The 20707-nt window shown below is 48.1% G+C and carries 23 protein-coding genes; 16 read left to right on the top strand and 7 right to left on the bottom strand.

All coding sequences use genetic code 11. From position 1 onward, the window contains the following. Window positions 1-109: 109 nt before the first annotated feature. The 5 genes from B2U10_RS10660 to B2U10_RS10640 all read left to right on the top strand — a co-directional run bounded on the left by B2U10_RS10660 (window position 110) and on the right by B2U10_RS10640 (window position 6696). On the top strand, window positions 110-1231 hold the full coding sequence (locus B2U10_RS10660; RefSeq protein ID WP_290787542.1) for an exonuclease SbcCD subunit D: 1122 nt from the start codon (window positions 110-112) through the stop codon (window positions 1229-1231). Continuing rightward, entirely contained in the window at window positions 1213-4218 is a 3006-nt protein-coding gene (locus B2U10_RS10655) for an AAA family ATPase (RefSeq protein ID WP_290787539.1), read from the top strand. Before B2U10_RS10660 ends, B2U10_RS10655 begins: the two co-directional genes overlap by 19 nt. A gap of 13 nt (window positions 4219-4231) precedes the next feature. After that, complete coding sequence (locus tag B2U10_RS10650; protein ID WP_290787536.1) at window positions 4232-5023, top strand: aminoglycoside N(3)-acetyltransferase; 792 nt, start codon at window positions 4232-4234, stop codon at window positions 5021-5023. Between the two features lie 57 nt (window positions 5024-5080). Then, entirely contained in the window at window positions 5081-5818 is a 738-nt protein-coding gene (locus tag B2U10_RS10645; protein ID WP_290755621.1) for a Bax inhibitor-1/YccA family protein, read from the top strand. A 326-nt stretch (window positions 5819-6144) separates the two neighbouring features. Then, complete coding sequence (locus B2U10_RS10640) at window positions 6145-6696, top strand: class I SAM-dependent methyltransferase (protein WP_290787532.1); 552 nt, start codon at window positions 6145-6147, stop codon at window positions 6694-6696. 33 nt (window positions 6697-6729) lie between these two features. On the opposite strand, the gene B2U10_RS10635 is transcribed toward B2U10_RS10640, so the two are convergent. Beyond that, window positions 6730-7605, bottom strand: a complete 876-nt coding sequence (locus B2U10_RS10635; protein ID WP_290787529.1) for a LysR family transcriptional regulator — start codon at window positions 7603-7605, stop codon at window positions 6730-6732. A 117-nt stretch (window positions 7606-7722) separates the two neighbouring features. On the opposite strand from B2U10_RS10635, the gene B2U10_RS10630 reads away from it, so the two are divergent. Genes B2U10_RS10630 through B2U10_RS10615 form a run of 4 tightly spaced genes read left to right on the top strand, consistent with a single transcriptional unit; the run spans window position 7723 to window position 9893 of the window. Then, window positions 7723-8289, top strand: coding sequence for a DapH/DapD/GlmU-related protein (locus tag B2U10_RS10630; protein WP_290787526.1), 567 nt, complete (start codon window positions 7723-7725; stop codon window positions 8287-8289). 49 nt (window positions 8290-8338) lie between these two features. Further along, window positions 8339-8731: a cyclophilin-like fold protein gene (locus B2U10_RS10625; protein ID WP_290787523.1), complete on the top strand. Its 393-nt coding sequence runs from the start codon at window positions 8339-8341 to the stop codon at window positions 8729-8731. 25 nt (window positions 8732-8756) lie between these two features. Beyond that, complete coding sequence (locus B2U10_RS10620) at window positions 8757-9503, top strand: SDR family oxidoreductase (protein WP_290787520.1); 747 nt, start codon at window positions 8757-8759, stop codon at window positions 9501-9503. A gap of 15 nt (window positions 9504-9518) precedes the next feature. After that, complete coding sequence (locus B2U10_RS10615) at window positions 9519-9893, top strand: cupin domain-containing protein (protein WP_290787517.1); 375 nt, start codon at window positions 9519-9521, stop codon at window positions 9891-9893. A gap of 43 nt (window positions 9894-9936) precedes the next feature. Here the strand turns inward: B2U10_RS10615 and B2U10_RS10610 are convergent, their stop codons facing one another. Further along, window positions 9937-10242 (bottom strand): hypothetical protein, encoded by a 306-nt coding sequence (locus B2U10_RS10610; RefSeq protein ID WP_290753304.1) that lies wholly within the window; start codon window positions 10240-10242, stop codon window positions 9937-9939. Between the two features lie 130 nt (window positions 10243-10372). Between B2U10_RS10610 and B2U10_RS10605 the strand changes: the two genes are divergently transcribed. From B2U10_RS10605 to B2U10_RS10595, 3 genes are all read left to right on the top strand, one after another. Next, the gene (locus B2U10_RS10605) at window positions 10373-11107 is read left to right on the top strand and encodes a nuclease-related domain-containing protein (RefSeq protein ID WP_290776163.1); all 735 of its coding nucleotides are present in this window, start codon (window positions 10373-10375) and stop codon (window positions 11105-11107) included. 75 nt (window positions 11108-11182) lie between these two features. Beyond that, a complete protein-coding gene (locus tag B2U10_RS10600; RefSeq protein WP_023467873.1) occupies window positions 11183-11605 on the top strand; it encodes a MarR family winged helix-turn-helix transcriptional regulator in 423 nt (140 codons plus the stop codon). A gap of 69 nt (window positions 11606-11674) precedes the next feature. After that, complete coding sequence (locus tag B2U10_RS10595; RefSeq protein WP_290787513.1) at window positions 11675-12685, top strand: ABC transporter permease; 1011 nt, start codon at window positions 11675-11677, stop codon at window positions 12683-12685. A 59-nt stretch (window positions 12686-12744) separates the two neighbouring features. On the opposite strand, the gene B2U10_RS10590 is transcribed toward B2U10_RS10595, so the two are convergent. After that, window positions 12745-13383 carry an SDR family oxidoreductase gene (locus tag B2U10_RS10590; RefSeq protein WP_290787510.1) on the bottom strand — a complete coding sequence of 213 codons (639 nt, stop codon included), beginning with the start codon at window positions 13381-13383 and terminating at the stop codon, window positions 12745-12747. Between the two features lie 264 nt (window positions 13384-13647). Between B2U10_RS10590 and B2U10_RS10585 the strand changes: the two genes are divergently transcribed. The 4 genes from B2U10_RS10585 to B2U10_RS15580 all read left to right on the top strand — a co-directional run bounded on the left by B2U10_RS10585 (window position 13648) and on the right by B2U10_RS15580 (window position 16040). Beyond that, on the top strand, window positions 13648-14478 hold the full coding sequence (locus B2U10_RS10585) for a transporter substrate-binding domain-containing protein (protein ID WP_290787507.1): 831 nt from the start codon (window positions 13648-13650) through the stop codon (window positions 14476-14478). Then, a complete protein-coding gene (locus tag B2U10_RS10580) occupies window positions 14471-15268 on the top strand; it encodes a transporter substrate-binding domain-containing protein (RefSeq protein ID WP_290749525.1) in 798 nt (265 codons plus the stop codon). Before B2U10_RS10585 ends, B2U10_RS10580 begins: the two co-directional genes overlap by 8 nt. A gap of 103 nt (window positions 15269-15371) precedes the next feature. Further along, on the top strand, window positions 15372-15653 hold the full coding sequence (locus B2U10_RS10575) for a hypothetical protein (protein WP_290749528.1): 282 nt from the start codon (window positions 15372-15374) through the stop codon (window positions 15651-15653). 111 nt (window positions 15654-15764) lie between these two features. Further along, a complete protein-coding gene (locus B2U10_RS15580; RefSeq protein WP_290749531.1) occupies window positions 15765-16040 on the top strand; it encodes an ATP-binding cassette domain-containing protein in 276 nt (91 codons plus the stop codon). A 69-nt stretch (window positions 16041-16109) separates the two neighbouring features. Here the strand turns inward: B2U10_RS15580 and B2U10_RS10565 are convergent, their stop codons facing one another. The 4 genes from B2U10_RS10565 to B2U10_RS10550 form a co-directional block, all read right to left on the bottom strand. Next, window positions 16110-17477: an amino acid permease gene (locus tag B2U10_RS10565; RefSeq protein ID WP_290787504.1), complete on the bottom strand. Its 1368-nt coding sequence runs from the start codon at window positions 17475-17477 to the stop codon at window positions 16110-16112. A 165-nt stretch (window positions 17478-17642) separates the two neighbouring features. Continuing rightward, window positions 17643-18527 carry a hypothetical protein gene (locus B2U10_RS10560; protein ID WP_290787501.1) on the bottom strand — a complete coding sequence of 295 codons (885 nt, stop codon included), beginning with the start codon at window positions 18525-18527 and terminating at the stop codon, window positions 17643-17645. A 59-nt stretch (window positions 18528-18586) separates the two neighbouring features. Beyond that, window positions 18587-19180, bottom strand: coding sequence for a DedA family protein (locus B2U10_RS10555; RefSeq protein ID WP_035408496.1), 594 nt, complete (start codon window positions 19178-19180; stop codon window positions 18587-18589). Window positions 19181-19304: 124 nt separating this feature from the next. Further along, complete coding sequence (locus B2U10_RS10550; protein WP_035409669.1) at window positions 19305-20624, bottom strand: Na+/H+ antiporter family protein; 1320 nt, start codon at window positions 20622-20624, stop codon at window positions 19305-19307. Between the last annotated feature and the right edge of the window lie 83 nt (window positions 20625-20707).

Below are 20707 nucleotides of genomic sequence, written 5' to 3'. Positions count from 1 at the left end.
TGTGTTAGGATAACTCCTCCTTTTTGTGTTCCAAACAGATGTTCGTCGCAGAACGAACGCTCGCATGCTACACTTAAGCTACTATATTTAAAAAGTGAGTGTGATGAAGATGAAATGGATACATACTGCCGATTGGCATCTCGGTAAAATCGTTCATGGCGAGTCGATGCTCGGGAACCAACGGGCGGTCCTGAGCGAGTTTTTGACACTCGTCGATCGCGAACAACCGGATGCAATCGTCATTGCGGGTGACTTATACGACCGTGCCGTCCCGCCGACAGAAGCCGTTGAACTACTCGATGAGACGCTCGCTGCTCTGATTCTTGACCGGGACATACCGGTCATTGCGATCAGCGGAAATCATGATTCAGCCGAACGGTTAAGTTTCGGAACGACGTTACTTCAACGGGCGGGTCTACACCTTGTTGGAAAATTGACGCCGGTCATCAAGCCGGTCGCGATCAAGGGAGTATCATTTTACCCGGTGCCGTTCGCTGATCCTGCGACCGTCCGGTATGTGCACAATGATGAAACGATTAAGACGCATGATGACGCAATGCGGACGATCCTTGCCGGATGTGTCCCAGACGGACCGAGTGTTCTCGTCGGTCATGCCTTTGTCATCGGTGGACTCGAGACAGATTCGGAGCGGCAATTATCCGTCGGAACGGCAGGGCAAGTTAGTGCGAGCCAGTTTGCACCGTTTACCTATACAGCACTCGGTCATTTGCACAACCCGCTTGCAATTCAATCCGAGACGGTCCGATACAGCGGATCGCTCTTGAAATATTCGTTTTCAGAAGCACATCACGTCAAAGGCGTCGATGTGTTGACGTTGAACGATACTGGTACGTTCGATCGTCGATTCGAACCGCTTGCACCAAAACGTGATTTGCGAGAACTGACTGGTAGTCTCGATGAATTGACGGATCCTGCGTTCGTTGCGACGCAAGTCACGGATGATTATTTAAAAATCAACCTGACGGACGGCGAAGCCTTGATGGATCCGATGGGCAAGCTGAAAAAAATCTATCCGAACATCCTGCACCTCGAGCGAATCGGATTCGTCCGCGAGAGTACGCGGGCGGTCAAAGCATCGCGTGAGCAGGTCAAGGATGCTTCTGTTGCGGATCTGTTCAGTGAATTTTATGAAGCAGTTCGTGAGAAGAAGCCGACGGAAGAGATGCGAGCCGTCTTGAAGGAGGAAGCGACATGCGCCCAGAACGACTGACATTACGCGCCTTTGGTCCGTTTGCTGGTGAAGAGACGATTGATTTCACGGCACTTGCTGGACGGACGATGTTCGTCATTTCCGGGAATACAGGGGCTGGGAAAACGACGATTTTTGATGCATTGACGTTCGCCCTGTATGGTGAGACGTCCGGTGGTGAGCGGGAAATGAGTGAGTTGCGAAGTCATTTTGCCGTACCTGAACAAAAGACGGAAGTCGAACTGGAGTTTACGCTCAAAGGGGAACGGTATCGCATCATCCGGCAACCGAGTCAACCGCATCCGGTCAATAAAACCGGCTATTCGCATGAAGCAGAGTTCGCTCGGTTCGACAGCGTGGCGTGGAAACCACTTGCCATCAAGATTCCGGAAATCAAGCAGCGCGTTCAAGAATTGATCCAGCTCGACCATAAACAGTTTTCACAAATTCTCCTGTTGCCGCAAAATAAGTTCCGGGAACTGTTGATGGCAGAGTCAAAAGATAAATTGCAGATTCTCAAACAACTGTTCAAGACGGAACATTATGGTGAGTTCCAACAACGCTTGCACCGACAAGCGCTCGATCTTGCGGCACGCATCAAGGAAACGAAGACGAAACAATGGGCCAAGCTTGAGGAGTTACCCCTGCAAGCAAACTGGAGTGAATTAACGGAAGCGGACATCCGGTTACGAATGGAAGCGTTGACGACGGAACGGGATGAGTGGTTGACAGCGGCTCATGAAGCGGAGCAACAAACACGTACGATCGTCGAGAGCAAAACGACACGGTTGCAACAGGGCGAACAACTCGAAGCAGCTTTTCAAGAGCAAGAGCAACTTCAACGGACGGAGCAGTTGTTGCTTGAACGATCATCAGACATTAAGCGGATGCAAGAAGAAGCAACGGCTGCCGAACGTGCTCAAATCGTCGCACCATTTTTTGATCAATGGCAACAAGATCAAGAACAGCTAACACGACTTAAACGGCAACAGCAAGAAACCGAACAGCACGTCACGCGCTTGACAGAGCGGCAAGGCACCGTTCAAGACAAAGTAAATCGATTACTGGCGGAAGAACCGCAGATTGAACAACTGAGTCGTCGTCTTGAGAAAATTCAAGAAGAATGCGAACGGTTGGAAGCGGAGACCCTCTTACGGCAACAACAGCAACAACTGACAGAACGCTTAAAGCAACTTGATCCGGAACCGTTCAGGAAACAACTTGAACAAACGCGGACGGAGCGAAAGACCGTTCAGGAACAGCTACGACCATTGCAGAACGTCGGAGCAGAACGCTTACAGGCGCAAGAACGACGCTTCACCCTGCAACAGTTGGCGACGAAGTTCGCAGAGTATGACAAGTTGGAAGCAGAGCGACAACAGTTGATCGTCCGCGGTACAAGCGTCCGGAATCAAAAAGAGGCGGCAGCGCGTGCGTATGAAGTAGCTCGTAAAAGTGAACGGGAACAACTGGCTGCTGAACTTGCCAAGGGATTGACGGACGGGCTGGCTTGTCCTGTCTGTGGCAGTACGTCGCATCCGCAACATGCTGTCGCCGTCGCACAGGAACTATCGGTCGATGTAGCGCAACAGCGGTTCCTAGAAGCCCAACAAGCGCATCAAGAGTTACAAGCCTCGTACCGAACGGTTGCCGAACGTCTGCAACAACTGACGACCGAGATTCAAAAGACGAGTGAAAACAAGTCATCTCATGCGGATGTTTCAGCACAGCTTCGGGAAGTCGAACAGACGGAAGCCCGATTAGCGTCAGCACAGACGGAAAAAGCGCGTCTTGAGACTCGCCTGCAACAACTCGAGCAATCCATGGATCAGCTACAACTGAAAATCGATGCAATGATCAAAGACCGGACCGTCATCGAATCGGAAATGGCACACTTGTCTGGTCGCCTAAGTCAATCAGGAGAGTCCACGAAATCGCTACCAGCACTCCGTGAGGAACAACAACAGGCAGAAACACGTATCGAGCAGTTCAAGCAAGACAAACAGCAACAGCTACACGAGAAGGAACAGCTCGATCGTGACTTCGCGGAACACCAAGGTCGATTCCGTCAATTGACTGAGGCATCTGCTGAACAAAGCGACCGATTAACGAAACGCGAAAAGGAATTACACGCAGTCTTGGCAGAAGAAGCGTTTCCGACGATTGAAGCCTTCCGCGATGCGAGACGGTCTCGTGACGAACTCCGTCACCTCCAAGAATGTTTGGAACAAGATCGTCTAGCGCGGCAGGAATTGAAGCTGAAGCAGGAACAAGCCCGTTTGAAGACAGAAGGTCAAGTGCGTCCGGATCTCGAACAGTTGCGGATGGATGTGAAGACGGCGTCGCTCGAACTGACGGAGCGGACCGACCGACGTGTCGGGCTTGAGAAGGAACGCGCACACATCGATCAATTGATTGCGGCTTGGGAAAGCTTGCAACGCCAGATTGAGGACGAGGATGCGAGATACGGAGTCATCGGCGAACTCGCTCGCGTTGGTGTCGGGGAGAATGCGCAACGGATGACATTCGAGACGTACGTCCAGACGGCATACTTCGATGAGATCTTGTTCGCCGCAAACCGGCATCTGCACGAGATGACCTCTGGTCGTTTCCAGCTTGAACGGAAAACGGAGGCGGGAAAAGGACTCAAGAAATATGGGCTTGATTTAAATGTCTTTGACGCGTACACGTCGCAAACACGTCACGTCAAGACGCTATCTGGTGGAGAAAGCTTCAAAGCATCACTTGCGCTTGCGCTCGGATTGTCGGAAGTCGTTCAAGAAGCAAGTGGTGGCGTGTCACTTGAAACGATGTTTATCGATGAAGGATTTGGAACACTTGATCCGGAATCACTTGAACAAGCGATCGAGACGTTGCTCTCGATTCAAGCGAGCGGCCGTATGGTCGGAATCATCAGTCATGTGCAGGAGCTGAAGTCACGTGTTGATGCGAAAATCGAGGTCAAGCAAGGAAAAACGGGGTCGACGATAGCACTAGTCGTCGAGTAAGGAGATAAGATCGATGGAAACACGAAACATGGTCACGAAATCACAAATCAAAGAGGCGTTACGCGAATTAGGTGTGACGCCCGGTATGAAACTGTTCGTCCATACGTCACTTAAACAAATCGGCTGGATTCCCGGTGGCGTACAAGCGTTGATCGAAGCCTTGCAGGAGGTCGTCACGACGGAAGGGTTAATCATGATGCCGGCGCAAAGTACCGATAATTCGGATCCGAAGAACTGGAGCCAACCGGCTGTACCGGAAGAATGGTGGGAAACGATCCGCCGGGAGATGCCGGCATATGACCTGGCAAAAACGGTCACACGCGGCATCGGTCGCGTACCGGAGGTCTTTCGAACGTATCCCGGCGTCGTTCGAAGCGATCATCCGATGTGGTCCGTGACGGCTTGGGGGAAAGATGCGGCGACATTCGTTGCCGATCATACACTAGAAAATGGCTTCGGTCCGGGTTCACCGATTGAACGCTTCATCGAGGCCGACGGTCAAATCCTGCATATCGGTTCGCCTTGGGATACGACGACCGTCTGGCATTATGCCGAATACGGACTGAATCGCCCGGACGTCGAGGACGGTTGTAAAGTCAGAGAAGGAACGACGGAACGGTTCATCCATTACCGACACCGTCAAGTCGATAGTGATGCATTTGGTCCGATCGGGGAAGCGCTCGAAGGGTCGGACTTCGTGACGTCCGGTTTGATTGGGCAAGCGAAATCACACCGCATCGATGCCAAAGCCTCGATCCCAGTCGTCATGTTGCAATTAAAAGCACTCGATCAATGGTTATTTTGAAACTTTTTCGGGAAGCTTTCGTAATACAAAGCAGAATCATAAAAAGGAGTGAATGCAATGGCTTCACGTTTTAAAGTTAACCCGGCATTGCGTCGTGGCTTCGATACGGCACGTGTCGGAGAACGACCGATGACGAAAAGCGGGACGATGAGTAAGATTTTCTTACTGCTCGCTCTCGTCACGGCAGCAGCTGGAGGAAGTTGGTTCTTCCTCGCAGAAAACCAAGGATTGTTGTTCCCAGCCTTGATTGGTGGACTGGTCATCGGTCTAATTCTTGCCTTGGTCATCACATTCAAACCGGCGACGGCACCGGTTCTTTCACCGGTCTATGCGATCGTTGAAGGGGTGGCAGTCGGAGCGTTATCGCTCATGTTCGAAAGCATGTATCCAGGAATCGTCGGGAAGGCAGTCGTTGCGACATTCGTCGTTGCATTTGCGATGTGGTTCGTCTACTCGACAGGCATGATAAAAGTGACGCAACGTTTCCGTTCTGCGGTAACAGCAGCGATTCTCTCGATCTTCGTCTTGTATGCAGTCAACTTGATTCTCTCGTTATTTGGTGTCGACCTCCCATTCATGACAGGTAGCTCACCGCTTGCGATTGGTATTCAGTTCGTCATCGTCATCGTGGCATCCCTGTCACTCGTGATGGACTTCGATTTTATCTCGCAACAAGTTCGTGCGGGTGCTCCGAAATCGATGGAGTGGGTTGCAGCATTCGGATTGATCGTGACGATCATCTGGCTCTATATCGAATTACTCGATCTCTTATATCGCCTCGCGGCGCGGGATTAACAGCAACGGAGCTGACTCAAAAGTCAGTCTCTACAAAGATAAGGGTGGCAGAATGATGATCTGCCACCCCTATCTCGTAATAAAAAGAATGACTCGTCACACGCAACTCCTACAGGAAAAAGCGCATTTATGCGCTGTCAGAGACAATCAAGACCTGCTTTCCTGCTTGAATGAAGCAGGAAAACTGGCTTGTGTCTCGCCTGAGGAAAGGGCGTGAAAAGACGCGTCATTCTTTTTGTTGAGTCAGCCTCGTTTTTTGTCGCAAGCAGGGATGATTATGTGAAATGAGAAATAAAAGAGTGGTGAAACGACAAGGAGGATCCCATATGAAAGAACGTATCGTCATTGGAGCAGGACCGTACCACAACAATCCCGGTTGGTATCATACACAGGAAGATGAGCTGAATCTACTCAATCGGTCCGATTGGGAACGATTGTGTTCGAACGACACGTTGCAAGCGATTCTTGCGGAACATGTCTGGGAGCACTTGACGTTCGAAGAAGGAATTGACGCGGCACGTCATTGTTATACATACCTTGCACCAGGGGGATACGTCCGTTGTGCTGTGCCGGACGGTTATTTTCGGGATGACGCATACCAAGCAATCGTCCAAGTCGGTGGCCCGGGTCCCACTGACCATCCGGCAGCGAGTCACAAAATCGTTTATACGCACGAAACATTACGACAAGTATTTAAAGAGGCTGGATTTCAGGTGCGTCTTCTCGAATATTTCGATCAGGATGGAATCTTCCATCAAGCGGATTGGGACGGCGGTGACGGTGTCATTTTCCGTTCGAAACGATATGATCCCCGTAATGCAGAACAGATGAGATTTCCTTCGTTGATACTTGATGCAATCAAGTCGAATGACAAATAACGGTGAGCGCTCAAATAGGTGCTCACCGTTTTCTTATGAATGAAATCCTTCCTTGATCGTTCGCAGTAACACACGCGCACTGGGCGATAAAGTCGCCTCCTTTTTCCAAATCAAATGGACGTCCGAGACGACGGGAGGATCAAGGGGAAGAAAGATTAGATCGGAAGCGGTCGTATCGATGATGCCATCGATTGCTAGAGCGTGACCCACTCTTTGGCGTACGAGTAAAGACGCATTGAACAACAGATTATATGTTCCGATGATCTGACAATCCTCAAGCGTTAGACCACTCTGTTCACGGAAATACGTATCGAGTTGTGTCTGCTCGGATACGAGTAACGGGAGGGTGACAAGTTGTTCTCGTGAAATCGACTTAGACTGTGCGATCGAGGCATCACGACGTGTTAAGATTCCCCAACAGTCCTGACCGGGCAACCGTAAGGAATGAAACGCGGATAGATCGAACGGAGCAATGACCAATCCGAAATCGAGCAATCCCTTTTCGAGTCGGTCGAGTACATCATTTCCATTGCCGCTATACATACGAATCGTTACATCAGGATGAATGGAGTGTAAGTCTCTAAACGCTTGCAAGACTGTCGTCAGTTGTTGTGTTTCGCCACCACCGATATGGATTTCGCCCGTTAGTACTTCTTTTGTATTGAGGTCGACCAATACCTTATCTGCTAGTGTAACCATTTCGCGTGCGCGCTCTTCAAAGAATCGTCCCTTTTCAGTCAAACGCAACCCCTGTTTCGAGCGTTCGAACAATTCGACCCCAATCGTTTCTTCGAGTTGTTGCAGCTGACGCGATAATGCCGGTTGCGACAAACGAAGGATCCGTGCCGCTTTCGTAATGTTTTTTTCTTCAACTAATGCTAAAAAATAACGTAGTTGTTGTAATTCCATCATTTCACCTCTATCCATGCGAAAAACGTATGGTTTATTACTTAATATTAGCATTAGACATGAATGGTTGTCAGCCGTAAGATGAGACCAAGCGATCGAGAGAAAGGAGGATGTACGATGACTGAACTGCAAACCTATGTAAGAGAACGTACGATTCTTCCAGCGGATCCGGTCCTTGAGCGCATTCATGCCATTCAAGATGAAATCGAACCGGAATTGCAGCGATTGAATCAAGCGATCTCACAAGAAGAGCGAAGACAGGCGCTTGCCGTGATCACAGGGCAAGACATCGATTCGTCTGTTAGAGTCTTAACGCCTCTATTTACGGATTTCGGACGGCATCTATCCATCGGCAAGCACGTTTTCCTCAATCGAGGTGTCATGTTCACGGATCTTGGGTCGATTCGGTTAGACGATCATGTCTTGATTGGTCCATTCGCACGGTTGCTGACGGTCAACCATCCGGAAGCACCAACGAAAAGAGGTGGCGTTGAGACAGCACCGATTCATGTCGGGCGTAATGCTTGGATTGGCGCTGGGGCGACGATTTTGCCTGGCGTGACGATTGGTGAGGATGCGATCGTCGCAGCGAACGCCACGGTTACACGTGATGTTCCGCCCTGTACGATCGTCGCAGGTACTCCGGCGAGAATCATTCGAATGGTTGAGATGTCGGATGAGTAGATGGTACGGTTGTCTACTTGCATTTTTTCTATTGAGTGGATGCACCGACATGAAAGAATCGTCACGACCGAGTGAATTAGAACAAAAGGAGTTGAAAAGCGTCTTGCTCCAAATCGATGAAACAACCGTCCCGATTCGTTTTGCGGACAATGAGACAGCGATGGCATTGCAAAAAAGATTGCCGCTGACGATGCAGATGAAAGAGTTGAATGGGAATGAAAAGTATCATTACGTTCCATTCTCGTTACCGACGAATCCAAAGTATATCGGAACGGTGCAAGCGGGAGATCTCATGCTGTATGGATCAGATTGTCTCGTCCTATTTTACGAGTCGTTTCAAACAGATATTCAATACACGCGAATTGGTTGGGTCGAACCGAATCGATTATCTGAACTATTATCAGCTGATACAGTACGTGTTCAAATGAGCACTGAACAATAAGAAAACAAGAGAGGACGTCATCATCATGGCCATTCAAGGAAAAGTCATTATCATCACAGGAGCAAGTTCAGGTATTGGAGAAGCAACAGCACGCTTACTTGCAAGGCAGGGAGCAAAGCTAGTGTTAGGATCACGTCGCAATGATCGACTGGCGAAACTCGTCGATTCGATTCAAGCGGACGGTGGGAAAGCAATATACCAAGAGACAGACGTCGTGAAACTAGAGGATAATCAACGACTTATCGAAGCAGCATTGACGGCGTATGGTCGAATTGATGCGATTTTCCTTAACGCGGGGCTGATGCCGAGTTCTCCACTATCTGCTTTACAAGTAGACGAGTGGAATCAAATGATTGACGTCAATCTCAAAGGTGTCTTGAACGGGATTGCAGCTGTCATGCCGACATTCACTTCCCAACGTGCGGGGCATATTCTGACGACCTCATCCGTAGCAGGTCTTAAGGCGTATCCGGGTGGAGCCGTATATGGCGCAACGAAATGGGCAGTACGTAACTTAATGGAAGTCTTACGGATGGAGTCGGCGCAAGAAGGAACGAACATTCGAACGGCAACGATTTATCCGGCAGCGATTCATACCGAATTGCTCGAGACGATCTCACACGGGGAGTCGCTTGAAGGAATGACGGCACTATATGACCAATACGGTATCTCACCAGAGAGTATCGCGCGGATCGTCGCCTTTGCGATCGATCAACCAGAGGATACGAACGTGAGCGAATTTACGGTCGGTCCAACGACTCAACCGTGGTAAAAAGGAGGAGTATTAATGTTTCCACGAGGCGAAAAGAACGAAGCGTATCAAGAGGTATTCACAGGTATCAGTTATTTAGCACCACTTGTCGACGAATCGTTACCCGTTTCCGTATCACATGTGACGTTCGAGCCGGAGACGCGGAATCATTGGCACATCCATGATGGGGGATATCAAATTCTACTCGTCACGGAAGGGGAAGGCTGGTATCAAGAAGAAGGGAGACCCGCTCGACATTTGCAAGCAGGAGATGTCGTCGTCACGCATGATGGTGTGAAGCATTGGCACGGGGCAACACAGTCTTCCTGGTTTTCGCACATTGCGATCACTGCTGGGACACCACTCTGGCTCGAGGCAGTTTCGGACGAACAATATGAAGTAACGGAATGAATAGAAAGACCATCTGAACTTCGCTGTCAGATGGTCTTTTTGATCATATTCCGTGCTCGCTTTTTAGTTGATCGACGTATTGTTTTGCTTCGAGCAAAGACAATCCGAGCGTCTCTCGAACGCGTTTGACAGCTTCAACCGTCTTTCCTTCATGAAGCAACTGAACCAGTTCGACTTGTAACGCTGCTTCTTCTAGTGACACCTCATTCAGACCGAGGTGCTCTTCGATCCGTTGTAGCTTCTTCAGAATCGTTTGTTGGCGGCGTTTCGCTTCGTCTGCTTTTTGAGATAAGGACATCCAGATGAAGAATAAGACGATTAGTGGTGCGAACGTGACGACAGAATCCATGGAGAACACCTTCCTTTGTTTTACCGTACCATAGGATAGTCACCATAACAAATAGTGGAAAATGAGGTGGAAATTGATTATGCTGATATAGTGGAAAAGAAAGGGTTAATATGGAAAGGAGATAAATCTAGTGGACAATGTGTTAGTGACATTTTTGCCATTCTTGATTCAAGTTGGACTGCTCATGGTGCTGTTCTTCTTCGGAACGTTCGGTTTGTTCTTCTTCGTCAAACGAAGTTCATATCACAATAGCCGGTATTACCGACTGACACGCGAGCCGTTTTTACGGATTGTTCGTGATAAAGGAAAATGGGGCGAGTACTTGACGACACGTCAACTCGATCAAGTGTCCGGATACGGCACGTATGTCTTTAATACATACTTACCACGTGCGCGTGGAGAAGGAACGACGGAAATCGATGTGACGTTCATTCATGAAAGTGGCATCTATGTACTCGAATCGAAAAACTACAGCGGGTGGATTTTCGGACGCGAGCAGGACCGTCAGTGGACGCAGCAGTTCCAGAATCGCTTCAAACAACGGTTTTATAATCCGATCAAACAAAATGAAGGGCATCTCAAAAGCATGCAACGCTTCTTAGAAGGAACGGATCCTGCGCTCTTTCACTCCTTGATCGTTTTCAGCGAACGCTGTGAACTGAAAAAAATCACGGTCGATTCAGCGCATGTCCGTGTCTTGAAACGAAACGTCTTACGTAAGACGATCGAGCAACTCGCGACAGAAAAGCCGTTGACACCGAGTCAAGTCGATACGATTGCAGGAAAACTCGGTGTTCATTCACAAGTCGATCGTGCCACCCAACAAGCGCATATCGATGGGATTCGTCAACGACAGGCAAAATGAGACCGTTGACGAGCTCATTCTCCTTCAGGTATAGTGAATAAATAATAAGTAGTGCAACTATATGGAGATGATGGGATGAAAGAATCGGAATGGTCGCTTGGAATGCAATTATCCCGTAGTTATTATGCGTTCAAACGTGCTGCTGCTAAACGGATGGAAGCGTTCGGTCTGACACCAGAGCAGTTTTCTGTCCTGAGCGAACTCGCTAAACAAGATGGTGTTTCGCAAAAGCAGCTGGCACTCGTGACAGAACGTGATCAAACGACGATCGGTAAGATTCTCGATAAGCTCGGTAAAAAAGAACTAATCGTTCGGACGCCGGACCCCCGGGACCGACGAGCGGTTCTGCTCTTGATGACACGAGAAGGACGCGACATCGTCGATCGCCTCGGGCCAGAGCTCGATCAGCTACAACTCGAAGCGTTCCGTGGACTATCGCGAGAGCAAATCGAGCAATTAAAAGAAACACTTGAGACCATTCACCGGAATGTGACGTGAATGGTTTTCCTTCGGACATATAGTTGCACGTGATATTATAAGTAATGCATATAAAAAGGAGATAGAAACATGAAAGCATGGAAAGATGTCTGGTCAATGACACAAACGAAAGTCGGACTCGTCTTCGCGATCGTCGTACCGCTCTTGTTCCTCGTTGTCTGGATGACGGGTTACCAAGGAACGACAGAACGTCTTGATCAATTAAATGTTGGGGTCGTCGCAGAAGCGAATGATCCGTTCATCCAGTCGTTGCAACAAGCACCATTCACGGTTCAGACGGTTGCAACAGAAACAAAAGGGTTGCAAGCACTTGATGCGAATGAAGTCGATCTCGTCTTACAAAAAGATGATGCAACGCATCAACTAACGGCACACGTCAGTCAGACGAATGCGGAATTCGCAAATGCAATCCTCGAGAGAGCAACGGAAACGATCAGCAAACAGTTGAATGGTGAGCCGACGTTCACGACGTCAATCGTTACGGAACATGCCGTCTCGGATTTTGCTTTATCAATGCTTCCGCTCATTCTCGGTTTTGTCATTTACATCGCGATGATGACGATGGGGATACAATTTAATCTCGTCAGTACGATTTTAAAGAGTCGTCACACAAAATGGGATCTCTTTTGGAGTCGCCAACTCTTGCACGGCATCGTCTTACTCGTCGTACCGTTACTCCTCGTCTCGATGGCGCATCTATTGACAGATATCACGACACCGTTCGTGAAGTTATGGGCATTCGAGCTCCTCGTTGTTGCGACCTGTATCGCCGTCACGCAGATGAACTTTGCGATATTCGGACCGGTGGCGCCACTCATTAATGTAGCCTTGATTCCGTTCCAGTTGATGACTGCCGGAAATATTGTCCCGGCGAAGATGCTGGCACCGTTTTATCAATCGCTCGGAACGTTCTTACCTGTTCCGAATGCCGTCTCTGGATTTGGTCGATTATTATTCATGGATGGATCGGTTGAAACGCAAGCCCTGCATTTATCATTACTTTTTGTTGGTAGTTTCTTGGTGACATGTCTAATTACAGCATGGAAAAAAGAGGGCGTTAGGCAGCAAGCCATGGCTTGAGAAAAAGTATAGTTTCAAAAAAAGCTCACGTCTCAATTTCCGAGACGTGAGCTTTTGTATTAGAACAACTCGTTGATTGGTGTGTCACCTTCGAGTAGTGTGACGACTTGTTTCGATGCTTTATCATGACCGATCGCAGCTAAAATAACACGGGCGACATCCTCGCGTGGAATTTTTTTAGTCGCTTGCTCGGACGAATCCGTCGTGACGTTTCCTGTTCCCGCTTCATCCGACAGTCCACCCGGACGAAGAATCGTATAGTTGAGTGATGATTCCTTCAGGACACGATCCGCGTAGCGTTTCGCGATGTAATACGGCTTCATGCTGTCAGACCATGTTTCCGGCGAATCGGCGTTCAAGGCACTGACCATGATGAACTGTTTCGCCTTGATTGCTTCTGCTGCTTCAATCGATTTGACGGCACCATCGAAGTCGATCAGCATCGTCTTGTCGGCTCCCGTGTGACCACCTGATCCTGCGGTAAAGACGATAACATCTGATCCTTGTAATGCTTCCGTGATTGTCGCGACGTCGGCTTCAAGATCAAGATGGACCGGGGTATGACCGAGTTTCTCAAAATCACTGAACTGGTCCTTGGAACGTAATCCTACTTTGACATCATGCTCCGAATCCTGCAGTAAACGAGCAGCGTGACGACCTACTTTACCATTTGCACCAATGATAAAAATCTGACTCATGTTCCATTCCTCCATTTCACGATTTGATGATTCTGTTTCAGTATGGAAAAGACGAAGGGATTCTGTAAAGAGAGACGACTTATGGAACTGTAACCGTCATCAAAACATCTTTTTAACGCTTTTATGCATAAAATCGTCAAATTATCTTGAAATCACGTGTAAGTGTGGTAGGATAATGACTATTACCCACACCGAAAATCGTTTAGGTTAAATTGTGGAAATATTCGGTGAATGGGCAACGACGAAACAGAAAGGAGAGATACGGTGAGAAAGAAACCATGGCTATTAGCTGGACTTGTCCTGACAGGCGTTGCCGCTTGGATGATCTGGAATCAACAGACGAATGCCGAAGCACATGACATCTTTGAAGACCAAAAACTGGTTGTCGGAACGACGGGGGATTATAAACCCTTTACATACTGGAACGAGGAACGGAATCGTTATCAAGGCTTTGATATTGAAGTCATCCAAGCGTTTGCTAAAGCAGCGGATCTTGACGTGACGTTCGTAAAGACAACATGGCCGACGTTATCGGAAGATACGAAGTCAGGTAAGTTTGATATCGCTGTCGGCGGGATTACAAAGAAAGTCGAACGCGAGGTCGTCGGAGACTTTACGTCGTCGTATTTCTCCTTTCAAAAAGCACCGCTCGTAAAGAAGGAAGATGTCAAACGCTTGAATTCGCTTGATGCAATCAATGATCCATCCGTCAAAATCGGTGTCAATCCGGGTGGGACGAACGAGGCGTTCGTGAAGAAGCATTTTCCGAAAGCGAATGTGACCGTCTTTGAGAAGAATTTAGACATTCCAAAAGCCGTCCAAAGCGGTCAAGTCGACGTCATGGTAACAGACGACATCGAAGCGTTGCATTACGCAACAGAACTGAATCTTGCGGTTCCCAAACTCACTGAAGCATGGGAAGCAGCCGAGATGGCGTATTTGATGAAACCAGGACAAAAGCAGCTCGGAGACGTCTTCCGGGTCTGGATTGAAAGTGCGGAAGGACAAGAGCAGGTACAACAACTGAAGGAAAAATGGAACATCGTCTCGACGCGTGAGACGGTCGGAGCGAAAGGAGCGGGAGCACATGAGTAAATGGGGATGGATCGTCGTCGGAGGTGGCGTCTTGTTTGCCAGCTTACTAACACTTTGGCAAACGGAGCAACCACGACGTGTACAAGCAAAGAACGTCTTTGCGACGAAAAAAATCGTCGTCGGAACGACCGGCGATTATAAACCATTCACCTATTTAAACCGGAAGACGAACGAGTACGAAGGATTCGATATCGAAGTGATCCGTTCTTTCGCGAAGACGACCGGCATCGATGTGGAGTTCGTCCCGACGACATGGCCGACGCTGTCTGCTGATCTCGCTAGCGGGAAATTCGATATGGTCGTCGGGGGAGTGACGAAAAACATCGAGCGCGAGATCATTGGCGACTTCACGTCAAGTTACCTGTCATTCCAAAAGACACCGCTCGTCCGTAAAGAAGATGTCGGACGCCTCGCTTCGATTGAACAGATCAATCGACCGGACGTGACGATTGGTCTAAATCCAGGCGGAACGAATGAACAATTCGTCCGCAAGACGTTTACGAAGGCGAACATCGTCATGTATGAGCAAAACCTCGACATCCCGCATGCTGTTGCCTCAGGCGAAGTTGATGTCATGATCACTGATACGGTCGAGGCGATTCATTATGAAGCACTCGATCAACGACTCGCGGCACCAAGAATTCAAGAAAAGTGGATTCCGGCGGAGAAAAGCTACCTCGTCCGGGAGTCAGAAGGGGACGTCGTCGATGTCTTTAACCTCTGGATGCAGTCGTATGAAGGACAGGAAGAGATGGAGCAATTAAAAGAGAAATGGCAAGTGGCGTCATAAGTGGATCGTGTCTCCTGATAGCAGGAGGCATGATTTTTTAATGACAGGAATCTGATGGGAAAAGTCGAACAAGTATGTAGAAGCAAACCAGGAGGGAACCGATATGTTGAAAAAGAGAACATCGAAACAATGGCTCATCATGACCGCTCTTTTTGCCTGTGTCACTTACACATGGCTCGTCATCGGAGATGTTTGGATTAATCCTACGTTATTGTTCGCAGGAGAGCTTGTATTTACGAGTGGCGCGGTACTATCGTTTAGTCTCGCGTTAGCGCGAGCCGTTCGCTTAAAAGGAGTTGAGTTTAAGATGATGCTGGTGTCGGTAGTCGTAACGCTCGCCTTGTCTGCAGGTGCCGTATATGGTGTATACCAGATTGTAGAGTAATCGTTAGAGATTGAATCAAGGCACCGATTCAGGTGTCTTTTTTGATTTGCGAACAGAAAAAATAGGGAAATCTTGGACATGACTTTGAATTCATGGAAAGAAGGAATGAAGATGATTCATGTCGTGAACTTGACGAAGACGTACGATGGAAAGGATGTCGTCAAAGGGATTTCGTTTGACGTGCAAGCAGGGGAAATCTTCGCCTTTCTTGGACCGAACGGTGCCGGGAAATCGACGACTGTTCAGATGCTGACGACACTGATTAAACTGAGAATACCGATTAGGACGAGCAGGAAACGATTGAATCCGTTCATATTTCATCTCTCCTTTCTGTCGTTAAATTGTTTAGACGTTCGGGAAATCACGATTATCATGAATAATATGTGACTTCAAAATAAAAATACAGTGAATGAAAAAAACTCCTCTCATTGTGTCATGAGAGGAGTAGCAACCGTTTTATTTTTCGATTTTCGGTACTTTTACGATGTAGTAGATCGTACTTAAAATCAAAAAGGCGATTCCGATTAAGATTGAGACGCGTGTCTCGTCATTGAACAGCATGCCGACGAGTACTGTGATCAGCGCGACGATCGATAAATAGTTCGTCACCGGCGCACCTGGCATCTTGAACGGATGCGAGGCTGTCCGTTCACTTTCGAGTTTTCGGTAACGGATATGACTGATTAATATCGCGAACCACGGCACCATCCCTGGTAGTACCGAAGCGCTGTAGACATAAACGAAGATGTTCGTATCCTTTCCGAGAACGTGCGGGAGAATGATATCGAGAATGACACCAAAGAAAATCCCGATTGAAATGGCTAGAACTGTATAGAGTGGAATCCCACGTTTATTGACCTTTAAGAAGAAAGACGGCATTTGCCCTTTTTCCGCTAATGCATAGATCATCCGACTGGCGCTGAAGATTCCTGAGTTACAACCGGATAAAGCGGCCGTGATGACGACGAAGTTAATGATGCCGGCAGCAATCGTCACACCGACCTTGGCGAATGTCGCAACAAATGGACTTCCAAGATCGGATAATTCGTTCCACGGATACACCGTGACGATGATGAAAATCGCTCCAACGTAGAAAATCAAAATCCGCCAGACGACACCATTGATCGCCTTCGTGATGTTTTTCTCTGGATCTTTTGTTTCCCCAGCCGTGACTCCGATCAACTCGACACCGATGTAAGAGGCGAAGACGATCGAGAGGGCAAAGAAGAACCCGGTGAAACCGTTTGTGAAGAATCCACCGTTTGTCCAAAGATTCGAGAAACCGACTGGATTTCCTCCATTCCCTAGTCCAAAGAAAATAATGCCGAATCCAGCGACGATCATCAGAAGAATCGTCAGTATCTTGATCGAAGCGAACCAAAACTCGAGTTCACCGAACATCTTGACGGAAGCAAGGTTTGCGAGCGTCAAGAGAATGATGACGACGATCCCTGGAATCCATGTTGGTAGTTCAGGCCACCAGAAGCGTAAGTACGTTCCAACGGCGATGACTTCACTCATCCCGACGACGACCCAGTTGAAGATGTTGCTGCTTGCTGTTAAAAAACCAGCAGCTGGATGGATATAATCGTTTGCGAACTTTGCGTACGATCCACTGTGCGGATGGGTGTAGACCATCTCGCCGAGTGCCCGCATGATGAAAAAGATAAAAACTCCGGCTAGCATGTACGCAAGTAAGACTGATGGTCCTGTCCAAGCGATCGTACTTGATGCCCCGAGGAAGAGACCAACACCAATCGTTCCTCCGAGCGCAATCATTTGTACCTGTCGTGCTGTTAAATCTCGTTTCAAATTCGAACTCATCGTTTCCCCCAAAAAAATCTGTGACGTCATAATGTTCAGACAACTTGTCGTAAGAACTATAAAGCTGAGTATACTATCCTCGGATAGGGCTCGGCTAGTCTTTTTGAAAATTTGAAATAGAGTTTTCAATAATCAGATATTCATGAAACAAATATGTAACAGCTTTCATTCGCCCATTAGTAGAGTGTCAAGTTGTTGACCTAGTCTACCAAAATACAGATGCTCAGCAGTTGCTAAGACGATCAAATCATCACGCATTGTAAGGTCACCTGACAGAGAATTTCCTTGTTCGGTCATGAAACGAATCGAACGAATGCTCTTAAAACGTGTTCCATTTCGTTCAAGTAATTGTACGTCATCAGAGTATGCAGCAAGTAGATGGTCATTGTACCGAGCGAACTGAGAAAAGGCGATCGTAGGAGCCTCACAAACGAGATCGTCCTCTTGATTAATACGGACGAAACGATAATCGGAGTAGTAGAAGAACCAGACTTCTGTTGATGAACAGACATTCAGAGCATAACAATCATCAATCGGATATTGCCGATTCTTATACTGCACTTCACCTGTATCGTTAAAAGCGACCAGACCGAAAGCACCATTTGAACTCGTGACGGCATCGGCATAGACACCTTCATCAAAATAACTGACCCAAATCCAACCTTGTTCGTCGATTTGCATATTTTGAATCCCGTCGTCTAAACAAAAGCTATTCAGTAACTGACCTTGAGGATCGTAGATAAAGGCATTCGGCAACCATGTGCCGTCGATATCATCATCACAACGAGAAGCGACGAGTAACAGCCGTCCGTCTGGAAAACGATCAACGAGGGAAAAGTCGATGTCGTTTCTTTCGACGATCGTCGTCTTTCGCCAATCATCCTTCAGTTGATGAATGGAGAGGATCTGTGTTTCACGAGATTCATCAATCGATTCTTCAACGATTAAAATATGTCCGTCGACAGTGATGCCAGTCGCGACCGGGCTTCCAGAACGATAGGATGCGGTCAAACGACGTAGCGGGAAATGGGCGAGCGGGTATGTGAGCATGGCACGACCTCCTGTGTGTTGTAAAAAGCAGTCCGTCGACAGACAGACTGCTTAATGAGTTAAACCGACCGTTGACGGCGTTTATAGAAGAAATAGACGATAATTAAGGCGACGGCAGCAATCAAAACACCATTCGTATATGGTGCAGCGACTTCCTTGATCGAGCGCCAGTTCGTTCCGAGTGTTTCTCCAAGATAGAGGAACAAGATTGACCATGGAATGATGGCAAGAACCGTGTAGAGCGAAAACTTCGTTTGATCCATTTTCGCAAGACCAGCTGGAATCGAGATGGCATGGCGGACGACAGGAATGAAGCGAGCTCCGAAGATGACACCTTGACCGTACTTCAAGAACCAGCGTTCAGCTAAATCCAGATGATGTTCAGAGATCAGGACATACTTTCCGTACTTCAAGATCAATGGACGACCGCCATAGCGAGCAAACCAATATAAGAACAATTGCGACAACAATCCGCCAATGACGGCGGCGACGACAGCGAGCGGCCAGCTAATCGTTCCTTGAGAAATCATGAATCCGCCGTATGAGAGAACGATCTCGCTCGGTATGATTTCAATCATCAATCCGAGGGCGATACCGAAATATCCGAGATCGGCAAGTGAAAGCAAAATCTGGTTGACGATTTGAGATAACACGTAAGACAACTCCTTTGTAATCAGTACATTCCTTTATTTTAGAGAACCGAAGATCAAATGAAAAGGAAAAAAACGGAGACAATTAAAAAGACGGATCCACCATGATAGCGAATCCGTCTTGTTTTTATAATACGACCGCAGCAATCGTACCGAAGATGAGCAACGGAATATTGTAGTGCAAGAACGTCGGAATGACGGTTTCTCGCATGTGATCGTGCTGACCATCGGCATTCAAACCACTCGTAGGTCCAAGCGTCGAATCTGACGCGGGGCTACCAGCGTCACCAAGAGCACCAGCTGTCCCGATGATCGCAACCGTCGCTTCTAAGCTGAAGCCGTACTGGATACAAAGTGGAACGAAGATCGCAGCGATGATTGGAACAGTTGAGAAACTTGATCCAATGCCCATCGTGACGAGAAGACCGATCAAGAGCATGACAAACGCGGCAACAAGTTGGGAGTCGCCCATCAATGCTTTTGAGTTCTCAACGAGCGGTTCGATATCACCCGTCTTACGCAAGACGTTCGAGAATCCGTTCGCTGAGATCATGACAAAACCGATGAATGACATCATCCGCATACCACGCGTGATGACGTCATCCGCTTCACTGAATCGAACGAGACGAAGCAACAAGAAGAGGATGAGTCCCGTCGTTGCAGCAAGAATCATTGATTCCGTCTGCAGTTGAACGATCAATGTCGCAATGACGACGACACCACTTAAGATCAGTTTCGTTTTCGTGATGACCGGGATTTCATAGTCGTCCGGGGCGATATCACGAATTTCATACGTCCGCTCTTTCCGGTACGTATAAAGACCAATCAAGAGACCGACGACCATTCCGAGTGCTGGAATCGCCATCGCTTCGATGACAGAAACTCCCGTCGTATCAAGACCATTAGCTTTAAGGTTTTTCAGTAAAATCTGATTCAGATAGATGTCTCCGAATCCGATCGGTAAGAACATGTACGGTGTGACGAGACCGAATGTCATGATGATCGCAATTCGACGTCGGTCCATCTTCAACTGAGAAAAGAGACCAAGAAGCGGCGGAATGATGATCGGAATGAAGGCGATGTGAATCGGTAAAGCATTTTGTGAACTGATTGCGAGTAACAGAATCGCAAACAAGACGAATCCTTTTAATTTCTTGACCGATGCGGCACTTGCGTTACCACGTGAACGTGCAATCAATGCGTGAGCGAGAGCATCCGGTAAGCCCGTTTTCGAGAGGGCAACAGCAAACGCACCAAGCATCGCGTAGCTAAGAGCGATTTCTGCCCCATCGCCAAGACCACCAGCAAATGCTTCGGTTGTTTTCGTTAAATCGAGACCGCCGACGAGACCGCCGGCGAACGCACTGATGACCATCGCGAGCACGATGTGGACGCGGAAGATCGCTAAGATGAATAGTAAAAAGACGGCAAACAATACGGCGTTAATCATTCGGTAAAACCACACTTTCTTTTGTTATCACTGCACTATACTAAAGTATCTTACAGCCATGGTGGAACACTGTCAAGGAT

The organism is Exiguobacterium sp. UBA7533 (assembly GCF_002479335.1).
Lineage (GTDB): Bacteria > Bacillota > Bacilli > Exiguobacteriales > Exiguobacteriaceae > Exiguobacterium_A.
The sequence above is the reverse complement of the archived record's forward strand: the minus strand, read 5'-3'. Positions and strand labels throughout refer to the sequence as shown.

Excerpts from the sequence above, each read along its gene's own strand:
- B2U10_RS10625 (WP_290787523.1), top strand. The coding sequence starts at position 8,339 with ATGAAAGAATCGTCACGACCGAGTGAATTAGAACAAAAGGAGTTGAAA.
- B2U10_RS10610 (WP_290753304.1), bottom strand. The coding sequence starts at position 10,242 with ATGGATTCTGTCGTCACGTTCGCACCACTAATCGTCTTATTCTTCATC.
- B2U10_RS10565 (WP_290787504.1), bottom strand. The coding sequence starts at position 17,477 with ATGAGTTCGAATTTGAAACGAGATTTAACAGCACGACAGGTACAAATG.
- B2U10_RS10620 (WP_290787520.1), top strand. The coding sequence starts at position 8,757 with ATGGCCATTCAAGGAAAAGTCATTATCATCACAGGAGCAAGTTCAGGT.
- B2U10_RS15580 (WP_290749531.1), top strand. The coding sequence starts at position 15,765 with ATGATTCATGTCGTGAACTTGACGAAGACGTACGATGGAAAGGATGTC.
- B2U10_RS10615 (WP_290787517.1), top strand. The coding sequence starts at position 9,519 with ATGTTTCCACGAGGCGAAAAGAACGAAGCGTATCAAGAGGTATTCACA.
- B2U10_RS10600 (WP_023467873.1), top strand. The coding sequence starts at position 11,183 with ATGAAAGAATCGGAATGGTCGCTTGGAATGCAATTATCCCGTAGTTAT.
- B2U10_RS10635 (WP_290787529.1), bottom strand. The coding sequence starts at position 7,605 with ATGGAATTACAACAACTACGTTATTTTTTAGCATTAGTTGAAGAAAAA.
- B2U10_RS10645 (WP_290755621.1), top strand. The coding sequence starts at position 5,081 with ATGGCTTCACGTTTTAAAGTTAACCCGGCATTGCGTCGTGGCTTCGAT.
- B2U10_RS10640 (WP_290787532.1), top strand. The coding sequence starts at position 6,145 with ATGAAAGAACGTATCGTCATTGGAGCAGGACCGTACCACAACAATCCC.
- B2U10_RS10580 (WP_290749525.1), top strand. The coding sequence starts at position 14,471 with ATGAGTAAATGGGGATGGATCGTCGTCGGAGGTGGCGTCTTGTTTGCC.
- B2U10_RS10650 (WP_290787536.1), top strand. The coding sequence starts at position 4,232 with ATGGAAACACGAAACATGGTCACGAAATCACAAATCAAAGAGGCGTTA.
- B2U10_RS10575 (WP_290749528.1), top strand. The coding sequence starts at position 15,372 with ATGTTGAAAAAGAGAACATCGAAACAATGGCTCATCATGACCGCTCTT.
- B2U10_RS10590 (WP_290787510.1), bottom strand. The coding sequence starts at position 13,383 with ATGAGTCAGATTTTTATCATTGGTGCAAATGGTAAAGTAGGTCGTCAC.
- B2U10_RS10595 (WP_290787513.1), top strand. The coding sequence starts at position 11,675 with ATGAAAGCATGGAAAGATGTCTGGTCAATGACACAAACGAAAGTCGGA.
- B2U10_RS10630 (WP_290787526.1), top strand. The coding sequence starts at position 7,723 with ATGACTGAACTGCAAACCTATGTAAGAGAACGTACGATTCTTCCAGCG.
- B2U10_RS10560 (WP_290787501.1), bottom strand. The coding sequence starts at position 18,527 with ATGCTCACATACCCGCTCGCCCATTTCCCGCTACGTCGTTTGACCGCA.
- B2U10_RS10655 (WP_290787539.1), top strand. The coding sequence starts at position 1,213 with ATGCGCCCAGAACGACTGACATTACGCGCCTTTGGTCCGTTTGCTGGT.
- B2U10_RS10660 (WP_290787542.1), top strand. The coding sequence starts at position 110 with ATGAAATGGATACATACTGCCGATTGGCATCTCGGTAAAATCGTTCAT.